General features: G+C 45.8%; 17 protein-coding genes. 8 read left to right on the forward strand and 9 right to left on the reverse strand.

What is annotated here, in order from left to right:
• Window positions 1-3: 3 nt before the first annotated feature.
• Genes AB4154_RS19005 through AB4154_RS19015 form a run of 3 tightly spaced genes read right to left on the reverse strand, consistent with a single transcriptional unit; the run spans window position 4 to window position 2,303 of the window.
• On the reverse strand, window positions 4-939 hold the full coding sequence (locus AB4154_RS19005; protein ID WP_102394592.1) for a bifunctional GNAT family N-acetyltransferase/hotdog fold thioesterase: 936 nt from the start codon (window positions 937-939) through the stop codon (window positions 4-6).
• 16 nt (window positions 940-955) lie between these two features.
• Window positions 956-1,390 carry a D-aminoacyl-tRNA deacylase gene (gene dtd, locus AB4154_RS19010; protein WP_004735590.1) on the reverse strand — a complete coding sequence of 145 codons (435 nt, stop codon included), beginning with the start codon at window positions 1,388-1,390 and terminating at the stop codon, window positions 956-958.
• Window positions 1,362-2,303 carry a virulence factor BrkB family protein gene (locus tag AB4154_RS19015; protein ID WP_372123829.1) on the reverse strand — a complete coding sequence of 314 codons (942 nt, stop codon included), beginning with the start codon at window positions 2,301-2,303 and terminating at the stop codon, window positions 1,362-1,364. The genes dtd and AB4154_RS19015 overlap by 29 nt, the downstream gene beginning before the upstream one ends.
• A 42-nt stretch (window positions 2,304-2,345) precedes the next feature.
• Between AB4154_RS19015 and AB4154_RS19020 the strand changes: the two genes are divergently transcribed.
• Together AB4154_RS19020 and AB4154_RS19025 are read left to right on the forward strand one after the other, a co-directional pair.
• Window positions 2,346-2,987, forward strand: coding sequence for a DUF2959 domain-containing protein (locus AB4154_RS19020; protein ID WP_136977388.1), 642 nt, complete (start codon window positions 2,346-2,348; stop codon window positions 2,985-2,987).
• A gap of 31 nt (window positions 2,988-3,018) precedes the next feature.
• Window positions 3,019-3,549, forward strand: coding sequence for an AAA family ATPase (locus AB4154_RS19025; protein ID WP_372112729.1), 531 nt, complete (start codon window positions 3,019-3,021; stop codon window positions 3,547-3,549).
• 162 nt (window positions 3,550-3,711) lie between these two features.
• On the opposite strand, the gene typA is transcribed toward AB4154_RS19025, so the two are convergent.
• Complete coding sequence (gene typA, locus AB4154_RS19030; protein WP_372123831.1) at window positions 3,712-5,547, reverse strand: translational GTPase TypA; 1,836 nt, start codon at window positions 5,545-5,547, stop codon at window positions 3,712-3,714.
• Window positions 5,548-6,109: 562 nt separating this feature from the next.
• On the opposite strand from typA, the gene glnA reads away from it, so the two are divergent.
• The 5 genes from glnA to AB4154_RS19055 all read left to right on the forward strand — a co-directional run bounded on the left by glnA (window position 6,110) and on the right by AB4154_RS19055 (window position 13,758).
• A complete protein-coding gene (glnA, locus tag AB4154_RS19035; protein ID WP_017059221.1) occupies window positions 6,110-7,519 on the forward strand; it encodes a glutamate--ammonia ligase in 1,410 nt (469 codons plus the stop codon).
• A gap of 214 nt (window positions 7,520-7,733) precedes the next feature.
• The gene (locus AB4154_RS19040) at window positions 7,734-8,297 is read left to right on the forward strand and encodes a DUF4124 domain-containing protein (RefSeq protein ID WP_102394311.1); all 564 of its coding nucleotides are present in this window, start codon (window positions 7,734-7,736) and stop codon (window positions 8,295-8,297) included.
• 168 nt (window positions 8,298-8,465) lie between these two features.
• Window positions 8,466-9,542 (forward strand): nitrogen regulation protein NR(II), encoded by a 1,077-nt coding sequence (gene glnL, locus AB4154_RS19045; protein WP_017079339.1) that lies wholly within the window; start codon window positions 8,466-8,468, stop codon window positions 9,540-9,542.
• Between the two features lie 121 nt (window positions 9,543-9,663).
• A complete protein-coding gene (gene glnG / locus AB4154_RS19050; protein ID WP_017059224.1) occupies window positions 9,664-11,067 on the forward strand; it encodes a nitrogen regulation protein NR(I) in 1,404 nt (467 codons plus the stop codon).
• A gap of 108 nt (window positions 11,068-11,175) precedes the next feature.
• Window positions 11,176-13,758, forward strand: coding sequence for an EAL domain-containing protein (locus AB4154_RS19055; protein WP_372123832.1), 2,583 nt, complete (start codon window positions 11,176-11,178; stop codon window positions 13,756-13,758).
• Between the two features lie 83 nt (window positions 13,759-13,841).
• Here AB4154_RS19055 and hemN read toward each other — a convergent pair whose 3' ends face one another.
• From hemN to AB4154_RS19080, 5 genes are all read right to left on the reverse strand, one after another.
• Window positions 13,842-15,233: an oxygen-independent coproporphyrinogen III oxidase gene (hemN, locus tag AB4154_RS19060; protein ID WP_017070103.1), complete on the reverse strand. Its 1,392-nt coding sequence runs from the start codon at window positions 15,231-15,233 to the stop codon at window positions 13,842-13,844.
• A gap of 284 nt (window positions 15,234-15,517) precedes the next feature.
• Window positions 15,518-16,006, reverse strand: a complete 489-nt coding sequence (locus tag AB4154_RS19065) for a DUF2489 domain-containing protein (RefSeq protein ID WP_017060164.1) — start codon at window positions 16,004-16,006, stop codon at window positions 15,518-15,520.
• 6 nt (window positions 16,007-16,012) lie between these two features.
• The gene (yihI, locus tag AB4154_RS19070; RefSeq protein WP_017060163.1) at window positions 16,013-16,570 is read right to left on the reverse strand and encodes a Der GTPase-activating protein YihI; all 558 of its coding nucleotides are present in this window, start codon (window positions 16,568-16,570) and stop codon (window positions 16,013-16,015) included.
• On the reverse strand, window positions 16,570-17,208 hold the full coding sequence (locus tag AB4154_RS19075) for a class I SAM-dependent methyltransferase (protein WP_010433503.1): 639 nt from the start codon (window positions 17,206-17,208) through the stop codon (window positions 16,570-16,572). Before AB4154_RS19075 ends, yihI begins: the two co-directional genes overlap by 1 nt.
• A 557-nt stretch (window positions 17,209-17,765) precedes the next feature.
• Complete coding sequence (locus AB4154_RS19080; protein ID WP_372123834.1) at window positions 17,766-18,383, reverse strand: cytochrome c; 618 nt, start codon at window positions 18,381-18,383, stop codon at window positions 17,766-17,768.
• 148 nt (window positions 18,384-18,531) lie between these two features.
• Between AB4154_RS19080 and yihA the strand changes: the two genes are divergently transcribed.
• Complete coding sequence (gene yihA, locus AB4154_RS19085) at window positions 18,532-19,191, forward strand: ribosome biogenesis GTP-binding protein YihA/YsxC (protein WP_017060162.1); 660 nt, start codon at window positions 18,532-18,534, stop codon at window positions 19,189-19,191.
• The last annotated feature ends 151 nt before the right edge of the window (window positions 19,192-19,342 follow it).

Genomic DNA, 19,342 nt, shown 5'->3' on the forward strand with positions numbered 1-19,342 from the left:
GGGCTATTCGCTCACATTAGAATCTGTCGAGAGTATCTTTTTATAATCAGGGATCAGCATATAGGTTCCCGTAAACTCAACCGCTTCCACATCGCCACTGTTAATGGTCACATGAATGATGATACGAGCTTTTCTGCCAGACGCGAGGCGATCTAAATCGCCACTGATCCCATCCAATGAAGTGGATGCGACTGGGTTTTGCTCGACTGGGTGACGATAACGAATATTACTGTCTGCCAGTACGATATCACCGGTCAGCCCGCGTTCTTTCATCAATAACCAAGTCATCCCCCAACCAGTTAAGGTCGCTAAGGTAAAGGCAGAGCCTGCAAACATGGTGTTATGAGGGTTCAAGTTAGGATTCAGCTGAGCACTACACTCAAATTGGTAACCCGTGTATTGGTTGATCTTGATGCCCATCTTGTCACTGATCGGGATCTGATGTTCCCAGCGCTGCTGAAGCTCATTACACCACTCAGGCTTGCGTAGAACGTCTGCCATTGGGTCAAGATGCTTAACCATCTGTTGGTGACGCACAGGGCCACGTTGATCGTTAATCTCACCGCGACGTTCAAATTCATTCTTCTCATAGAATGAGATCGCATCTTCACGTGCATTACACACCAAGCGCTTAGCACCCTCTTGGCGAGCCAGTGATTCAAGCGCGACTAGAATCAACGAACCCATGCCTTTACTTTGGCGAGATTTCTTCACCGCCATATAGCGGATCTGACCTTCCAGGTCTGGGGTGATATACAGACGACCAATCGCCATCGGGCGACCACGACCATCAACAATCATGCGATGGTGACTCATTGGGTCATATTCATCGCGCTCAGAACCTACCGGCATTCGCCAAGGTTCACGGAGCATCTGCCAACGAAAATGGTAATACTTGTTTAGCTGATTTTCGGTGGTTGGTGTTATGAGTTTAAACATGCTTATTCCTTTAAGCCTAAACCTGCAGCCAGAATGTCACTGGGCCATCATTAACCAAAGACACTTTCATGTCGGCTGCGAATCGGCCACGTTCCGTTGGTAACACTGATTCACACTGGTCAGAGAAATAGTTATAAAGACGCTCAGCATCTTCTGGGTGAGCACCACGAGAGAACCCTGCTCGAGTCCCTTTCTTGGTATCGGCCGGCAGAGTGAATTGAGACACCACTAATACCTTACCTTCTACCTGCTTCACGTTGAGGTTCATTTTATCGTCTTCATCTCCAAAGACACGATAAGTGGTCACTCGTTCCATCAAACGTTTAGCTTTGGCTTCATCGTCACCTTTTTCTACGCCTAACAAAACTAATAAGCCTTGTTCAATCTCACCAACTACTTCGCCATCAACACGGACGGCAGCTTCACTTACTCTCTGGATCAGTGCTATCACTGTTGTTTCCTTGCTCTGTGATTTTGTCTTTATCCGACGAGTGTACCATTTCTTTCGAGTCACTCCACTGTTCCTGCTCACCCAATGCAGCGGTCACCTCAGCACCCACCAGCACAATCAACCAGCACAAATAAACCCAGACAAAAAGAATTGGTATTGCCGCCAATGCGCCATAAATCAACTGGTAAGAAGGGAATTGAGTAATGTAGGCCGCGAAGCCTTTCTTACTGAGTTCGAACAACAGAGCCGCCACTAGAGAACCTGCAGCCGCATGAGAAAAGTGTATCTTTTTGTTGGGAACCAACAGGTACAGACCGAAAAACGCAAAGAAAGAGAGAATCAAAGGAAGTTTGCGAATCACAGTATTAAAGGCGCCAGACACTACCTCGTTTTGCAGCAAGCTCAATGATGTCACATAAGAAGTAGCAGCAATACTCGCCCCGACTAGAATAGGTCCTAGCGTAAGCACCATCCAGTACATAGAGAAAGACAGCACCGCACGTCGCTTCTCGTCGACACGCCAGATGTAGTTTAAGTTCTTATCAATATTCGAGATCAACATCAGTGCCGCAATGAACAAGAACACACTACCGACCGCCGTCATCTTACCCGTGTTGGCAACAAACTCGAGCAAGGCACCGTGCACCGCATCTCCTGACGCTGGAACAAAGTTGATAATAACGAAGTTTTGAATCACGATACCAACATCAGCAAAGATGGAAAATGATGACAAGATAGAGAGCAGAACCGTCAACATCGGTACGATCGAGAGCAAAGTAATGTACGCCAAGTAGCCCGCATTCACGTTGACTCTATCGTGCGTCATTCGCGCCAAAAGATAGCGAGAAAACTGAATACTGAGTGTGGCGACCTTTTTTATCTTCAACTTGTAACTCCCTTGTAACTCGTTCATAGTCCTAATTAATATTCCGTTACTTAACTATAGGAAACTAGGATGCCTTATTTAATAGTTATAGTCCTCTCTATTTTTACTCTTACTGGATGCCAATCAGCTTATTACTCCGCAATGGAGCAAGTGGGCTATCACAAGCGTGACATTATGGTTGATAGAGTGGAAGACGCTAAAGAGTCACAGCAGGATGCTCAGGAAGAGTTTACCAGCGCACTTGAAGCACTCAGCAGCCTGACTAACTTCAGTGGCGGCGACCTTGAAGACATGTACAACCAAATCAATGATAAATACCAAGACAGCGAGAAAGCCGCGCAAAATGTCAGTGACCGCATTGCTGCGATTGAAGATGTGTCGGATGCGCTGTTTGAAGAGTGGCAGAGTGAGTTAGATCTCTACACCAGTGATTCACTGCGCCGCTCGAGCGAGCAAAAGCTTCGTGAAACTAAATCGTCTTACCAAAAGATGCTGTCAGCAATGAAGCGCGCCGAGAAGAAAATGGATCCCGTGCTCAATACCCTTCGCGATAACACGCTTTACTTGAAGCACAACCTCAATGCGAGTGCTGTGGGTTCACTGCAGGGTGAATTTATGAGCTTAGAAAAAGACATCGCCTACGCGATCAAACAGATGAATGCTGCAATAGCAGAATCGGATAAGTTCCTAGCTCAACTGAACCAGAAATAACGCCCGTAGACACAAATAAAGATAAGCCCGTATGAACCCAATCATTATTACTGGCGGCCCTGGCGCCGGAAAGACCACACTAATTAATGCCTTGGGAGATGCGGGTTACCCAACCTTCGCTGAGTCCTCTCGCCAGTTAATCGAACAGCAGAGCCAACTTGAGAACGGTATCTTACCTTGGTTAAACCTTCCGGGCTTTGCTCGCCTATGTTTAACCGTCATGAGCGAACAAAAAGACCAAGCCAATCAACGTCCGATTGCGTTTCTCGATCGCGCTATTCCCGACATCTGCGGTTACTTGTCCCAGGCCAACCTTGAGGTTACTGAGAACTACCGAGAAGCGAGCCAAGGCTATCACCCTCAAGTGTTGTTCTGTTGCCCTGAGGCTTCCATCTATGTTCAAGATGAAGTGCGCCCTTACCCATTTGAAGAAGCATTAGAGATTCACCACTCGCTGGTCAAAGTCTATCGAGAGCTAGGTTATAAGGTAGTTGAAGTGCCCTTTATGTCGGTCGCTGAGCGAGTTCAGTTCGTTGAAAGTCACCTAGGAATCAAAAGCTAGATCCCCAACTCGGTCGTTCCTCCCTCTTGAGGATGACGAAGACTTAAACACTCTTCGTATCTCGTTTAACCGTATCTAAACAAACTAAAAAACAAAAGCCCCGAGCAGCTAGGCTACTCGGGGCTTTCTTATCTACTTAGCTAGAAGCTAGTCAGCTGGCAATTAAGCCTTAGCTGGACGTGCTGCACGCTTACGTTCGTTTTCAGTAAGAAGCTTCTTACGGATACGAATGCTTACTGGCGTTACTTCTACTAGTTCATCTTCGTCGATGAACTCAAGAGCTTGCTCTAGAGTGTGACGGATAGGTGGCGAAAGAACCTGTGCTTCATCAGTACCAGATGCACGAACGTTCGTTAGCTGCTTACCTTTCAGACAGTTTACTGTCAGGTCGTTTGAACGGTTATGAATACCGATAATTTGACCTTCGTATACTTCATCCGCGTGCTCAGCAAATAGACGACCACGTTCTTGTAGGTTGAATAGTGCGTAAGTCAGAGCTTTACCAGTTGCGTTCGAGATTAGAACACCGTTGTTACGTTGACCGATTACGCCGCCTTTGTGAGGGCCGTAGTGATCAAATGAGTGGTAAAGAAGACCAGAACCAGACGTTAGAGTTAGGAACTCAGTTTGGAAACCGATAAGACCACGAGAAGGCATCATGAAGTCCATGCGAACACGGCCTTTGCCATCTGGAGACATATCAGTTAGCTCACCTTTACGTAGACCGATGTTTTCCATGATGCCACCTTGGTGCTCTTCAAGCACGTCGATAGTCACAGTTTCAAACGGTTCAGTTAGGTTGCCATCTTCGTCTTTCTTGATGATAACTTCTGGACGAGATACAGCTAGTTCGAAGCCTTCACGACGCATGTTTTCAATCAGGATAGACAGGTGAAGTTCACCACGACCTGAAACACGGAAACGATCTGGGTTATCAGTTTCTTCAACACGTAGTGCAACGTTGTGTACTAGTTCTTTTTCTAGACGCTCAAGGATGTTACGTGAAGTAACGAACTTACCTTCTTTACCCGCGAACGGAGAAGTGTTTACTTGGAACGTCATTGTTACTGTTGGTTCGTCAACAGAAAGCGGAGTCATTGCTTCAACATTGTTTTGGTCACAGATAGTGTCTGAAATCTTCAGCTCACCAAGACCAGTGATTGCAATGATGTCGCCAGCGTTAGCTTGCTCAACTTCGTGACGGTCAAGACCTAGGTAACCAAGAACTGTACCTACTTTACCGTTACGTTTTTTGCCTTCTGCATTCACGATAGTTACTTGTTGGTTTGGTTTAACTGAACCACGAGTAACACGAGCAACACCGATAACACCTACGTAAGAGCTGTAATCAAGTTGCGAAATTTGCATTTGTAGTGGACCGTCAAGGTCAACAGAAGGAGCATCTACTGTATCAACAACAGCTTGGAACAATGGTTCCATGTTCTCGCCAGTTTCGCCTTCAGTCATTGTTGCCCAACCGTTTAGAGCTGAAGCGTAAACAACTGTGAAGTCTAGTTGCTCATCAGTAGCACCTAGGTTGTCGAAAAGGTCGAATACTTGATCCATAACCCAATCAGGACGAGCGCCTGGGCGGTCAATCTTGTTGATTACAACGATTGGCTTAAGACCGTGTGCGAATGCTTTTTGCGTTACGAAACGAGTTTGAGGCATTGGGCCATCAACTGCGTCAACGATAAGCAGAACAGAGTCAACCATAGACATGATACGCTCAACTTCACCACCGAAGTCCGCGTGTCCCGGAGTATCTACGATGTTGATGCGGTAATCATTCCAGTTGATTGCTGTGTTCTTAGCAAGAATGGTAATGCCACGCTCTTTTTCGATGTCATTCGAATCCATGACACGCTCTTCAGCTTCACCACGAGACTCAAGAGTGCCTGACTGTTGTAGCAGTTTATCAACCAAAGTCGTTTTACCGTGGTCAACGTGCGCGATGATCGCGATATTTCTTAACTTATCAATCTGTGGAGTAGACATGGATTCTCGATTCACTCATAAAAGTAGCCGTCACTTATCTCAAAAGTTTGGATAATAACCGCTAGCTTGATTTAAAAAACGGTCAATAATATACCAGATTCTAGACAAAAACCCAGAAATATGTGATCTGAACCGGGGCTTTTTTCTTTATTAGCGATTCATATCCGCTTAACTTTGATTCAGTACAGTGTTGAACAGCCCAATTCGTAGGACTCTAAAAAAGTATCACCTGCGAGTGGCGAACCAAATCTCCCGCAAAATAACAAAAGTGGATTGACAACTTAGGCAATTCATTGCTGAATGGTGCTCGCTTATGTCTCATATTGGTGCACAGACAAACAATTGCACCAATAAGGTGCGCCCGGAGATCATTTTGGTGCAAAAACCAAATTAAGCAAAACCGAAAAACAAGTAAATCATTGAAATTAATGGAATAATTTTTTTGGCACGTTTTTGGCTATAGATAAATCAGCATCGATTAATGCACTTATAGACATTAATCAATGCTAGTTTCAACCGAATCGAGCTAATACCGAATTAATAACACTGGAGGTTATCCAAGATGTCAGTAGAAAATGTACTATCCCTGATCCAAGAGAACGAAGTTAAATTTATCGACTTACGTTTTACTGATACAAAAGGTAAAGAGCAGCATATCTCTATTCCTTCTCACCAAGTTGATGCAGACTTCTTCGAAGAAGGCAAAATGTTTGACGGCTCTTCAGTAGCTGGTTGGAAAGGCATTAACGAATCTGACATGGTAATGATGCCAGACGCAGCATCTGCTGTACTGGACCCATTCACAGAAGACGCAACACTAAACATCCGTTGTGACATCCTTGAGCCTGCAACAATGCAAGGCTACGACCGTGACCCACGCTCTATCGCTAAACGTTCTGAAGAGTACCTACGTTCTACAGGTATCGCAGACACAGTTCTAGTTGGTCCAGAGCCAGAATTCTTCCTATTTGACGACGTTAAGTTCTCAAACGACATGTCTGGTTCTTTCTTCAAGATCGATGACGTAGAAGCAGCTTGGAACACAGGTTCTGACTTCGAAGGCGGTAACAAAGGTCACCGTCCTGGCGTTAAAGGCGGTTACTTCCCAGTAGCTCCAGTAGATTCATCTCAAGACATCCGTTCAGCAATGTGTCTAGTAATGGAAGAGATGGGCCTAGTTGTTGAAGCTCACCACCATGAAGTAGCAACTGCGGGTCAAAACGAAATCGCTACTCGCTTCAACACGCTAACAGCGAAAGCTGATGAAACTCAAATCTACAAGTACGTTGTACACAACGTTGCTCACGCATTTGGTAAAACAGCGACATTCATGCCTAAGCCACTAGTTGGTGACAACGGTTCTGGTATGCACGTTCACCAATCTCTAGCAAAAGACGGCGTTAACCTGTTTGCTGGTGATAAGTACGGCGGCCTATCTGAAATGGCTCTTTACTACATCGGTGGTGTAATCAAGCACGCTCGTGCAATCAACGCGTTTGCTAACCCATCAACTAACTCGTACAAGCGTCTTGTACCTGGTTTCGAAGCACCTGTAATGCTTGCTTACTCAGCACGTAACCGTTCTGCTTCTATCCGTATCCCAGTAGTACCAAGCCCTAAAGCACGTCGTATCGAGCTACGTTTTGGTGACCCAGCAGCTAACCCATACCTATGCTACTCAGCAATGCTTATGGCTGGCCTTGACGGCATCAAGAACAAGATTCACCCAGGCGAAGCTATGGATAAAGATCTATACGACCTTCCTGCAGAAGAAGCAGCTGAAATCCCAACAGTTGCAGAATCTCTACAAGAAGCTCTAGCAGCGCTTAGCGAAGACCGTGAGTTCCTAACAGCTGGCGGCGTATTCTCTGACGATTTCATCGATTCTTACATCACTCTGAAATCTGACGACGTACAACGCGTGAACATGGCTACACACCCTCTTGAGTTTGAACTGTACTACTCAGTTTAATCTCCTGTAGAGATAAGCCATTTCTTACTGCAACCTTGTAAGAATCGCTGACTAAATATTAGGCTCGCCTCGCAGGTGGGCCTTTTTTTTATTCTCTCGACGCCCCCCACCTCGTACCATACCTTAGACAAAAGCCCTCAGAGGCTGTCGCGCTAAATACAATAAAACCAACGCCAAACGTGAAATCACCTAGCGGTGAAAAGAGGCTAAAGATATGAAAAACATACTGTTCCTAATCGGGTTAACAGTCGCGCTCTCGTGCTCTGCTCAAACTGTGTATACCTGGGTAGATGAAGATGGCGTGCTCCACTTTAGTGATAACCCTAGCGCTCAAGATGCCGAGGCTCTTCGCCTGCCAGATGTGCAAGCTTCAGCACCCGCCCCTAAATTTGAGGCCTCGACTCCGGTTGACGCCGCAGCTTCCTCTACAACTAAAACGCCAGCTAAAACCCAGGCAGAAACCGAAACCACAGAGCGCGAGGTTCCCACTCAATTAACTCTCACCATGCTGACTCCAGTTCATGATCAAACCATTCGCAACAACCGCGGCTTAATCCCGATTCAGATAGAGCTCAACCGAAAACTTGGTATTGGGGAGCAATTACAATTGATGCTTGATGGCCGTCGATATGGCGCCCCACAGACCCAGCCTATTTGGGAATTAAAAGGTATCGATCGAGGTACTCACACCATTGCAATTCAAGCACATAGAAGCGGCAAGCTTATTGCATCTACTAGTCCAGTCACCGTGTATTTACATCGAGCGACGCTCAAGTAGGCCAATGTGTTAAAAGAGGCCAAATAACCTCTACTTTTCACCTAATCGAAGCAGCTTTCAGCGACTCTAATGAATTATCTTTAGCTTCTGGTTGATATGCGCCATACTTGAACTTAGCCACGCACCAATTTGGTGCAGTGAGAAAAACACCAGTTCAAGGACGAAATAGTGAATCGATCAGCCAAAAGCGACAGCATAGATACACATCATCTTTCCAGCGCCATTCTCGACAATATGGTGACTTCGACATTGATGCTCGATGAGCAATTGTATGTCCGATACGCCAATCCGGCCGCTGAGCAGCTCTTTTCACAGAGCGCACGACGCATCGTTGATCATCCACTGAGCCAACTTATCCAACACGCTTCACTTGATTTGGCACTGTTGACGCAACCGCTACAAAGTGGCCAGAGCATTACCGACAGTGACGTTACCTTCGTTGTTGATAACCGCCCACTGATGCTTGAAGTCACGGTTAGCCCAATCTCTTGGCAACGAGAGACGCTGTTATTGGTTGAGATGCGCAAGATAGACCAGCAAAGACGCCTCAGCCAAGAGCTCAACCAACACGCACAACAACAAGCAGCTAAGCTGTTGGTGCGCGGGTTAGCACATGAGATTAAGAACCCACTCGGTGGCTTAAGAGGTGCGGCGCAGTTACTTGGAAAAATGCTTCCTGATCAGTCTCTTAATGAATATACACAGATCATTATTGAGCAAGCCGACCGCCTAAGAGCTTTAGTTGATCGCCTGCTTGGCCCTCAGAAACCGGGGACGAAGTCAGAAGAGAACCTACACCAGATACTTGAGAAAGTCAGACAGCTCGTGGAACTCGAGTCGGGTTCAACGCTCGCCATCGAACGAGATTACGACCCGAGCTTACCGGACATTCTGATGGACTCAGCACAAGTTGAACAAGCGATGCTCAATATCGTGAGTAACGCGGCACAGATTTTAAAGGCCCAAGAATCAGGGAAAATCACCATTCGCACCAGAACGGTGCATCAAGCCAATATTCATGGGCAGCGACACAAACTCGCAGCGCGCATTGAGATCAGCGATAACGGCCCCGGCATCCCCGATGATTTAAAAGATACGCTGTTTTACCCAATGGTCAGCGGACGAGAGGGTGGCACAGGGCTGGGGCTATCGATTTCTCAAAACCTGATCGATCAACACAATGGGAAAATTGATGTTGAAAGCTGGCCAGGCAACACCACATTCACGATTTATCTACCGATTTAGGTCATAAGAACCTCGCTATTGGACAGCGAGATGAAAGGCTTAGCTCGGTAACACAAAGATTAAGACATCATAAAAACAACAATGATTATCACAATAGATTTGGCTGCAAAGGAATTGAATTATGAGTAAGGGATACGTTTGGGTCGTCGATGACGACAGCTCTATCCGCTGGGTAGTAGAGAAAACACTTTCATCTGCGGATATTAAGTGTGAAACATTTGCTGATGCTGAGAGCGTGTTGCTTGCGCTTGAGCGCGAGACACCGGACGTATTGGTGTCTGACATTCGCATGCCCGGCATTGACGGGATTGAGCTGTTGCATCAGGTTCATCAACGCTCTCCCGACCTGCCCGTGATCATTATGACCGCGCACTCAGACCTTGATGCGGCGGTGAATGCTTATCAAAAAGGCGCCTTTGAATATCTTCCAAAGCCGTTCGATATTGATGAAACACTGACTCTAGTCGAACGAGCGATCGCGCACAGCCAAGAGCAGAAACGCGAACAAGCCAGTGAGGTCGCTGAAGACACCAACGCGCCAGAAATCATCGGTGAAGCACCGGCAATGCAGGAGGTTTTCCGAGCGATTGGCCGTTTGTCTCGCTCATCCATATCCGTGCTGATCAATGGTGAATCGGGTACCGGTAAAGAATTGGTCGCTCACGCTCTGCATCGTCACAGCCCAAGAGCTAAGAAGCCCTTCATTGCCTTGAACATGGCAGCAATCCCCAAAGATCTGATCGAGTCTGAACTGTTTGGCCACGAAAAAGGTGCCTTTACCGGTGCTAACAGCGTTCGCCAAGGACGCTTTGAACAAGCCAACGGCGGCACGCTTTTTCTGGATGAGATCGGTGACATGCCACTCGATATCCAAACTCGCTTGTTGCGTGTACTTTCTGATGGTCAGTTCTATCGTGTCGGCGGTCACTCTGCAGTTAAGGTAGACGTTCGTATCGTTGCCGCAACCCACCAAGATCTTGAGCGCTTAGTGCATGAAGGCGACTTCCGTGAAGACCTTTTCCACCGACTCAACGTTATCCGAATCCATATCCCGGCACTTCGCGAACGTAAACAAGACATTGAAAAGCTGACTCATCACTTCCTAGCATCCGCCGCCGAAGAGCTCGGTGTTGAAGTGAAGACACTGCATCCTGAGACCATTTTGAAGCTCAACCAGCTCAATTGGCCGGGTAACGTGCGTCAGCTTGAAAACATTTGTCGTTGGCTTACCGTGATGGCCAGCGGCAGCGAAATTCTTCCTTCAGACCTGCCACCAGAGCTGCTAGAAGAAAAAGTGGTGACCACCTCAGGAACTGGAGATAACTGGCAACAACTGCTCGCTAATTGGGCAAAGTGTGCGCTTGATTCAGGAGAAAAAGAGCTGCTAACTTATGCTCTGCCAGAATTTGAACGTATACTGCTAGAAGCTGCACTCCACCACACTAATGGTCATAAACAGGATGCAGCTAAGGTTTTGGGATGGGGAAGAAACACCCTAACTCGTAAACTCAAAGAACTGTACTAGACCTTATATGATTCTCGATGCAGCTACTTTTTAACCAAAAAAGTGTCGCTTGGTTTGAATAGTGTCGGTACAATTACAGTGCGCTATTCACCAAAGTTGTAGCTAAAGATGTCTTTGAAAACACAAATTACTTTGAGAACCGCAGTGGTTCTGCCATTCGTGATGATTTTTCTGTTCACTATGGGTGTAATGGTTTTCACTCAAAAGCTAAGCTACAAAGAGATGGTGAGTGATGTTAGTGCACGCCAGCTGACATCACTGACTGACAATGTTCATCAAAGCCTGTCTAATTTTTTAGAAAAGCCATTTCACGCCAACCTCTCGCTCAGCCATAACATCGGCTACCACCATCTTTATCAAGCAGGCAATCTTAGTAAGGTCCAAGACTATATTTTTTATACGTTTTCAGACCATTACACTGCTGTACCTCAACTCGATGCGATCGGCTTTGGTTCTGAAGATGGTAACTACGTCGGTTTCCGCAAAGAAGCCAACAAAGGCTACACCTTGATGGTGCAAGACGAACGCACCAATGATCAGCTGGTCATTTACCGTGGCAGCAAAATTAGTGAAGACATTCGATCGGTGATTTCAGGTTACGATCCTAGAATCCGTCCTTGGTACACACCCATTGCGACACAGAAAAAACCGTTATGGTCACCAATTTATGCCAATGCTGACGAACGTCAAGAAATCACCTTATCTGCTCTAGCGCCTATCTATGATGATAATGAATTCAAAGCCGTCGTAGTCAGCGACATCAAAATCAATACCTTCAATGCGTTTCTCAGAAAGCTCAAAGATAGAACGGATGCCTCTGTTTACATCATCGATAAGCAGCAACGCTTGGTCGCGCACTCAGGCGGAGGCAGTGTCGTTTCATGGGGCACAGGACAAACCAACAAAGGGCAACGCAAACTAGCAACAGAGAGTGCTAATCCAGTCATACGTGAGAGTGCTAGCTACGTAGAGCAATTCCACCTAATCGAGAATTTGGGCGAGCAGCGCTTTAGTTTTAGCCTAGACAACGAACGCTACTTCAACCAAATCACCCCATACGAAGATGAGCACGGGCTCACGTGGTTTATTGGGGTGTCGATCCCTGAAAGCAATCTGCTCGGTGAATTGCCAGAAAATCAAAGAAACAGTTGGTTGCTTGGGCTAGCACTGAGCTGCATTGGGGTCATTGCAGGATTAATTGCCTTTAATCGCGCAACCCAACCCATCACCTCGACAGCGGATACGGCAAAACGCCTTGCTAAGGGCGATTGGGACGCGAGCATGCCAAAAACAGGGCATATATATGAAACCAGCATGTTGGTCGAGTCATTCAATGAAATGACCAACAACTTAAAGGCTTCGTTTCATGCATTACAGTCTCAACTTACCTATGACTCATTAACCAAGCTATACAGCCGTGAAGGCTTTATTGACGCTGCCAAGAAACACCCCGACAACGAAAAAGGCACACTGTATTTGATTGGTATTGATCGCTTCCGAGACATCAATGACAGCCTAGGTCATTACAATGGCGACCAGCTACTTATCATTGCGGCCGCTCGTTTAAGAGGCACACTGCCATCCGAATACCTACTAGCTCGCACTGGTGGTGATGAGTTTGCCATCTACGCGCCAAACGTAACGCAAAGCGATGATGTTCAGCTGCTGACTAACCGCTTACTTCAAACCTTCGCTTCCCCATTTTCAATGGAATCGGAAAGCGTGGTGATTAAGGTATCGATGGGGATAGTGAATGTCTCGAATCTTCACGACATTACACTCCTGCTACGCAGCAGCAGCATTGCATTGAGCAATGCGAAACAAGACAAAACCAGTGTCTGTATTTATAGCCTTGAAATGGGCAAAGCATCGAGACATCGCACCAAGATGTTAGCGCGGATGAACCGAGCGATTGAGCTTCAACAGTTCGAACCGTTTTATCAGCCTATTATTGATCTGGAATCTGGCTCGACCATAGGAGCAGAAGCTTTAGCTCGCTGGATAACGGATGAAGGGGTGATCTCGCCACTCGAGTTCATTCCTCTCGCGGAAGAGAGCGGGCTCATTGACGATATCGGAAAACAAATTCTGCATAAGTCGTGTCGAGATACAGCCATCGCGATTGAGTCAGGAAAATGGAGCAAGGACTTCTCGATTCACGTCAACCTGTCGGTCGTTCAGCTAAGCGAAAGTGGCTTTGTGGAACAAGTAAAAGGCACGTTGCGAGACACAAATCTGCCAGCAAGCAACCTGACACTAGAGATCACCGAATCACGCATCGTCGACAACGACCCGACCATCATCGATAACATGCTGACTCTAAAAGCACTAGGGATATCAATTGCGATTGATGACTTTGGTACCGGCTATTCGTCACTGGCTTACTTACACAAACTGCCATTCGACTGCCTTAAGATCGACCGCAGCTTTGTCAGCAAACTTGATAAAGAGAACCTAGATAGCTCCATCGTCGCGGCCATCGTTAACATCACTAAGGGCTTCAAAGTAAGCTTGGTGGCAGAGGGCGTTGAAACACAGCAACAGGCTGAACTTCTCAAGCAGCTGCAGTGCCCGCTTGCTCAAGGCTTCTTATACAGTCGCCCAGTTCCGTTTGACCAATGGCCTACCGACCTCATCAACTCCAAGCAAAGTGCCAAGGTCAAACAAAATACCACTGAGAGTCTCACCTAAACCAGGCAGAAATCGAATGAGTCAGATACAAAAATGCCAGCATGATGCTGGCATTTTTTATTGTTCTATTCTCTATCGAGCGATTAGATAACGCGAGAGAATTGCTGCTGGCGAGCCTTGGCACGTAAGTATTTATCAAAACACATACAGATGTTACGGATCAGCAAGCGGCCACGCAGAGTAACGCGGATTTCTTTGTCATCGACTTCAACCAAATCATCGTTGATGAAGGTTTGTAGAAGCTCTAAATCTTCTTTGAAGTAGCGATTAAAGTTAACCGAGAACTCAGATTCGATCATTGTTTTATCAAGCTTGAAGTTACAAATCAGCTGCTTGATCACTTCACGACGTAGAAGGTCGTCACTGTCTAGAGCAACACCTTTCCAAAGTGCATGACGCAGGTCATTCACCTGAGCGTAGTACTTCTTCAGCTCTTTCTGATTTTGTGCGTAAGCATCACCAACCATAGAAATCGCAGAAACACCGAAACCAATTAAGTCAGCTTCACCTTGGGTGGTGTAGCCTTGGAAGTTACGATGCAGAATACCTTCACGCTGTGCTACGGCTAGCTCATCTTCAGGTAGTGCGAAGTGATCCATACCAATGAACTGGTAACCCGCTCCCGTTAGCGTCTCGATGGTATCTTGCAAGATAGCCATTTTCTCTTTCGCTTCAGGTAGATCTTCGTCTTTAATCTTACGCTGCGCCGCAAACAGCTGAGGCATGTGTGCGTAGTTAAATACCGATAAACGGCCCGGCTTCATTTCTAACACTTGCTTCAATGTTTCAGCGAACAAAGCTTGAGTCTGCTTTGGTAGGCCGTAGATCAAATCCAGATTAGTTGAACGGAAGCCTAGCTCTTTCGCTCGTTTAACCATCGCAATGATGAACTCTTCATCTTGCTCACGGTTAACCAGTTTCTGCACTTCTTTATTGAAGTCTTGCACGCCAATGCTCAGGCGGTTGAAGCCTTCGTTACGCAGGTGGTCAAGTACGTCTAGCTCAATCTCACGCGGGTCAACTTCAATACTGATTTCAGCGTCAGCGGTGAAGTTAAACTCTTCACGCAAAATACTCATCAAACGAGTGATTTGTGTTTTGGTCAAGAACGTTGGCGTACCACCACCGAAGTGCAATTGCGTCACTTCACGGCCATTCAATAAAGAGGCGCGTTGGCGGATTTCATGTTCAATCACATCAAGGTACTCATCCGCTTTATGCGAGTGACGAGTAATGACTTTATTACAACCACAGTAGTAACAAAGCTTGTGGCAGAACGGGATATGCACGTAAAGAGAGAGTGGACGCTCAGGATATTGAGTACACGCCATGTCGTAATCAGCGACGGTAAACGCTTCATGAAACTCCAACGCAGTTGGGTATGAAGTGTAACGAGGTCCCGAATAGTTGTACTTGTTTAAGATCTCTTGATCCCAAACGATTTGCTGATTCGTTGTTACTGGCTTGCTCGACATAGCGGTATTTCCAATTTAGATCCGCGAGAACCTAAGGTCTCTCAAATCATTTTACATACATTAAAATATAGACGGGTTATTTTGCCACACGACCTGTAAGGTCGTTCCAAGACAAAATCAATTTTTTAGACAAAAACTCAGAACTGCTAGCTTGATCACTAACAAAGCGTCGGGATTAACGAGACGCAAAAGGTAAGAAGGCTCATTTAACACTATCTATAAAGATAAGGTGTCTCAAGAACACCCTGTATTAAACAAGCCTCTATTTTAAATAGTCTTAGCGACTAGATCATCTGAATGTTGATTTGGTTGTTGAGAGGTTTAACCTTCTCTTGCAACCTTTTCAGATCTTCAATGACCGCATCATTCAAGCGAGTCTCTGCCTTATGGCGCGTGAGATTCTGCTGCATGCGCTCTTTCTTCGTCAGTTCCTGTCTTGCCTCTCCGCGAGCCATATCTTTTACGATATGGTACAGCTCAGAAAGAGCAGGATACTCAGAATCAAAATCGACACGCTCATCACCCTGAACATTATCCATAATGATACACACTCGGATACTGATCTCAGGTAAGTCACATTGCCCTTGAATGCCCGCTAAGCACAAAGTATTTACGTTTTCGTAAATCGTCGCGTTGCGTTTTTCAATGGCTAGTGCTTGATGCTGCTTTTGCAACTCCGTCTGCTTCTTCACTTGAAGTAGAAGGTAACCTGCGTAAGAGCCCAAGCCGAGAATGATAATTCCACCAGCAATTGCTAATAAGGTTACGTTCACTGGCTATTAACCTTTAAAGCTGTCTAAATCGAAATCTTCGAATTGAGATAGCAAGTCTTCGTCAGAGCTCGCTTTCTTCTTAGAGGCAACCGGTGCTTCTTCGAAGATCTCTTCTTCATCGTCTTCTGGCTCTAGTAGACCTAAGCGGCCCATTAGGTGTTCGATACGATCAAGTTTCTCATCAACAAACTTCTGTAGACCAGCACCTAGGTTTTCACCATTTTCGATACGATCTAGGAGTGTGTTCAGTTGAGCGTCATTCTCAAGCATCTCTAACTCTTGTTCGTTAGATAGCTTGCGCTCTTGTTTAGTCGGCTTCTTCGCTGGTTCAACGATCAGCGGAATTTTTTTCTTGCTGCCTAAACGTGGATCACGAGCTTGTGCAGCTTTACGCTGTTTTGCTTCGCTACCATCTGAGTGACGGCTGCCAGACTTAAGGCCTTTACGCTTTTTAACACGCTTACGTTCACGACCTTCAACATCAGATTCACTACGGTTACGAGTAACCATAGGCTCCGGAGCGCCAAGTGCTCCCGGCTTTCTTGATTTCTTACTACGACCCATTACTGCACTTTCCTCAGTAAAATTACATCATTTCCAAAAAATTCTAGTTCGAGCTTATCCCGCTCTGCCAAAAACTGGAATGTTTGACGACTAAAGAAGACGACATGTGTCGGGTCATTCTTGTAGTGCCAACCAGCAAACGCGTCTACGTCTATTACTAGTTTAGTCATAAGACCAATCCAGCCCTTGGGTTTAACTAAATTCAACCATTGCTGCCACACTTTGTCTGGGTGATAAAGATGCTCTATCACCTCCGTGGCAGTCATAAAGTCATACGTTTTTTCCAACACAGAGGGTTCTGGGTGGTAATAGATATCGTACAACTCCATGGTGTGTCCGGCTTCTTCTAACATAATAGATAGCGTAGGGCCTGGGCCACAACCAAAATCCAACCCGTGTGAGTTAGATGAAATTTTGTCTGTTAGTGGATCCGCGATGCGAGATAAAAAGCGGCGATAGCCTGCATCACTAGGATCGTTCTCATGGAGATCATAGTGTGCTTTTTCTTCTTTTGCTTCTAACCTTTGTTCAGGTTTAACAAATACCAGTTCACATTGCTGACACTGCAGATAGGCTCTGCGTTTGTCTTCAAAATAGTGATTCACGCCTTGGTGATGGCATAAGGGACAAGTATACATAGCACATCCTTAAACAGGGATGCGAAACATACCAGAAACTGAGTTTATAGTGGAGAGGTATTGGGTGTTTTTTCATCAAATCAATAAAAAAAGCGATAGGAAAACCTATCGCTCTCTAAATCTGCCTATATCGGCCAAAATTTGCATACTCAACTTGGTACACAAATCTCCATTTGTTATTGGTGCTTTCCATGCCAAATTTGTTTGTTGTTCATCGTCCTGATGAGTTTTGGCTATCCTTTTCTAACACCTTGTTGCTGGGCTGTCCTAGCCTGATCCATTTCTGTCTATACCGTTAGACTAGATGATCATCCATATCTAAGTCAGCTCCTAGCTGATGGCGGTTACTTTACCGTGTTACAAAAAGACTACAAGAGTGCGACTTCACACTTTTGTACACAAATCGATCACACATTGATAAATCAGACATAAACACAAAACGCATTAATAAAACCAATACAAAAGAAAACGCCCCGACCATGACTGATCGGGGCGTCTCTTCAATCTCGCTCGAACGTACATTCCTTTACTCTGGCTAAGAGCAAGAAACCGACAAATTAGTGTAAACCACCAACGTACTTCGATAAGGTATCAATATCAGCGTCTGTTAACTTTTTAGCTACATCACGCATCATCGCATTCATGTCGTTATTACGGTCACCATCGCGGAATTTTTCAAGTTGAGCCTTGATGTAATCTGCGTGCTGACCTGAAATCTTAGGGAAACCAGAAAGTTCGGTACCATTACCACGAGGGCCATGACAAGCAATACACGCCGTTACGCCGCGTTCTGCGTTACCCGCTGTGTAAAGAACCTTACCTTCATCTACTACATTTTCAGGAGTAGAGTTACTAGAGATAGGTAGAGAGGCGTAGTATGCCGCTAGGTCAGCCATATCTTCTTCAGATAAAGACATCGCCATTGCACCCATTACAGGTTCGTAACGACCTTGCTTACCACCACTTGTCATACCTAGCTTAAGCTCTTTTAACTGCTTCTCTAGATACTTCTCATGTTGACCAGCCAGCTTAGGGTACTGAGTGATCAGGCTGTTGCCGTCAGCACCGTGGCAGGCAACACATGTTTGTGATTTGGCTTTACCAGCTTCAATACTACCTTGAGCCCATACTGAGCAGCTGGCTAAAAGACTCAAAATTAGCGCTAATTTCTTCATGACATTCCATTATAATTATCAAGCTTCCAGTACCACTCTATGTTGCCACTCATGGTACAATAGGCGACCTTATGCCGAGCACGGTTATTTTACACAAATTCACAAAAAAGTAATCAATCGACTACACAAAGTCGAGATGGAGTTAACAGTGAGCGTAAAAATTCATTATCAAAACACGCATTTCATTACCAGTGCACCTGATATTCGTCATTTACCAGAAGACGAAGGGATCGAAATTGCGTTTGCAGGACGCTCCAATGCTGGTAAATCTAGCGCGCTAAATCGCGTTACAAACCAAAAAAGCTTGGCGAAAACCAGTAAAACACCCGGTCGAACTCAGCTAATCAACCTATTTAAGGTAACGGACGGTTGTCATATCGTCGATTTACCTGGATATGGCTTTGCTCAAGTACCACTTGAGATGAAGAAAAAATGGCAGAAGTCGCTAGGTGAATACCTACAACGACGTGAAAGCCTGAAAGGTTTAGTGGTATTGATGGATATCCGTCACCCAATGAAAGACCTTGACCAACAAATGATCTACTGGGCTATCGATAGCCGCATCCCAGTACAGGTTTTGTTAACAAAAGCAGACAAACTGAAAAGTGGTGCGCGTAAAGCACAGCTACTGAAAATCCGTAACGATGCAAAATCTTTCGGTGGTGATGTTGCGGTTGATGTCTTCTCTTCAATGAAGGGCATCGGCGTTGACCAACTGCGTGCCAAGATGGATGAGTGGTTTGCGCCTGCGCTTGCTGATCAAATCATTGATGAGTTAGCAGACGAAGAGCACAACGACTCAGAGTAGTTCCTCTACTTATCGCTATAGGTTAGAGCACTTACAACACGTGATTTAGCCTTATCAATGCCCCTCCTTATATAGGTGGGGTATTTTTTTGCCCAAAAATGAGTGAGTTAAGCCTAAGTTTTTAGTGTTAAAGATCGGATTTACCCACTAA

This window comes from Vibrio sp. 10N.286.51.B11 (assembly GCF_041469245.1).
GTDB classification, from domain to species: domain Bacteria; phylum Pseudomonadota; class Gammaproteobacteria; order Enterobacterales; family Vibrionaceae; genus Vibrio; species Vibrio crassostreae_C.

Excerpts from the sequence above, each read along its gene's own strand:
- AB4154_RS19025 (WP_372112729.1), top strand. The coding sequence starts at position 3,019 with ATGAACCCAATCATTATTACTGGCGGCCCTGGCGCCGGAAAGACCACA.
- AB4154_RS19075 (WP_010433503.1), bottom strand. The coding sequence starts at position 17,208 with ATGTATACTTGTCCCTTATGCCATCACCAAGGCGTGAATCACTATTTT.
- AB4154_RS19005 (WP_102394592.1), bottom strand. The coding sequence starts at position 939 with ATGTTTAAACTCATAACACCAACCACCGAAAATCAGCTAAACAAGTAT.
- AB4154_RS19080 (WP_372123834.1), bottom strand. The coding sequence starts at position 18,383 with ATGAAGAAATTAGCGCTAATTTTGAGTCTTTTAGCCAGCTGCTCAGTA.
- AB4154_RS19040 (WP_102394311.1), top strand. The coding sequence starts at position 7,734 with ATGAAAAACATACTGTTCCTAATCGGGTTAACAGTCGCGCTCTCGTGC.
- glnA (WP_017059221.1), top strand. The coding sequence starts at position 6,110 with ATGTCAGTAGAAAATGTACTATCCCTGATCCAAGAGAACGAAGTTAAA.
- AB4154_RS19020 (WP_136977388.1), top strand. The coding sequence starts at position 2,346 with ATGCCTTATTTAATAGTTATAGTCCTCTCTATTTTTACTCTTACTGGA.
- AB4154_RS19015 (WP_372123829.1), bottom strand. The coding sequence starts at position 2,303 with ATGAACGAGTTACAAGGGAGTTACAAGTTGAAGATAAAAAAGGTCGCC.
- typA (WP_372123831.1), bottom strand. The coding sequence starts at position 5,547 with ATGTCTACTCCACAGATTGATAAGTTAAGAAATATCGCGATCATCGCG.
- AB4154_RS19055 (WP_372123832.1), top strand. The coding sequence starts at position 11,176 with ATGTCTTTGAAAACACAAATTACTTTGAGAACCGCAGTGGTTCTGCCA.
- glnG (WP_017059224.1), top strand. The coding sequence starts at position 9,664 with ATGAGTAAGGGATACGTTTGGGTCGTCGATGACGACAGCTCTATCCGC.
- yihI (WP_017060163.1), bottom strand. The coding sequence starts at position 16,570 with ATGGGTCGTAGTAAGAAATCAAGAAAGCCGGGAGCACTTGGCGCTCCG.
- hemN (WP_017070103.1), bottom strand. The coding sequence starts at position 15,233 with ATGTCGAGCAAGCCAGTAACAACGAATCAGCAAATCGTTTGGGATCAA.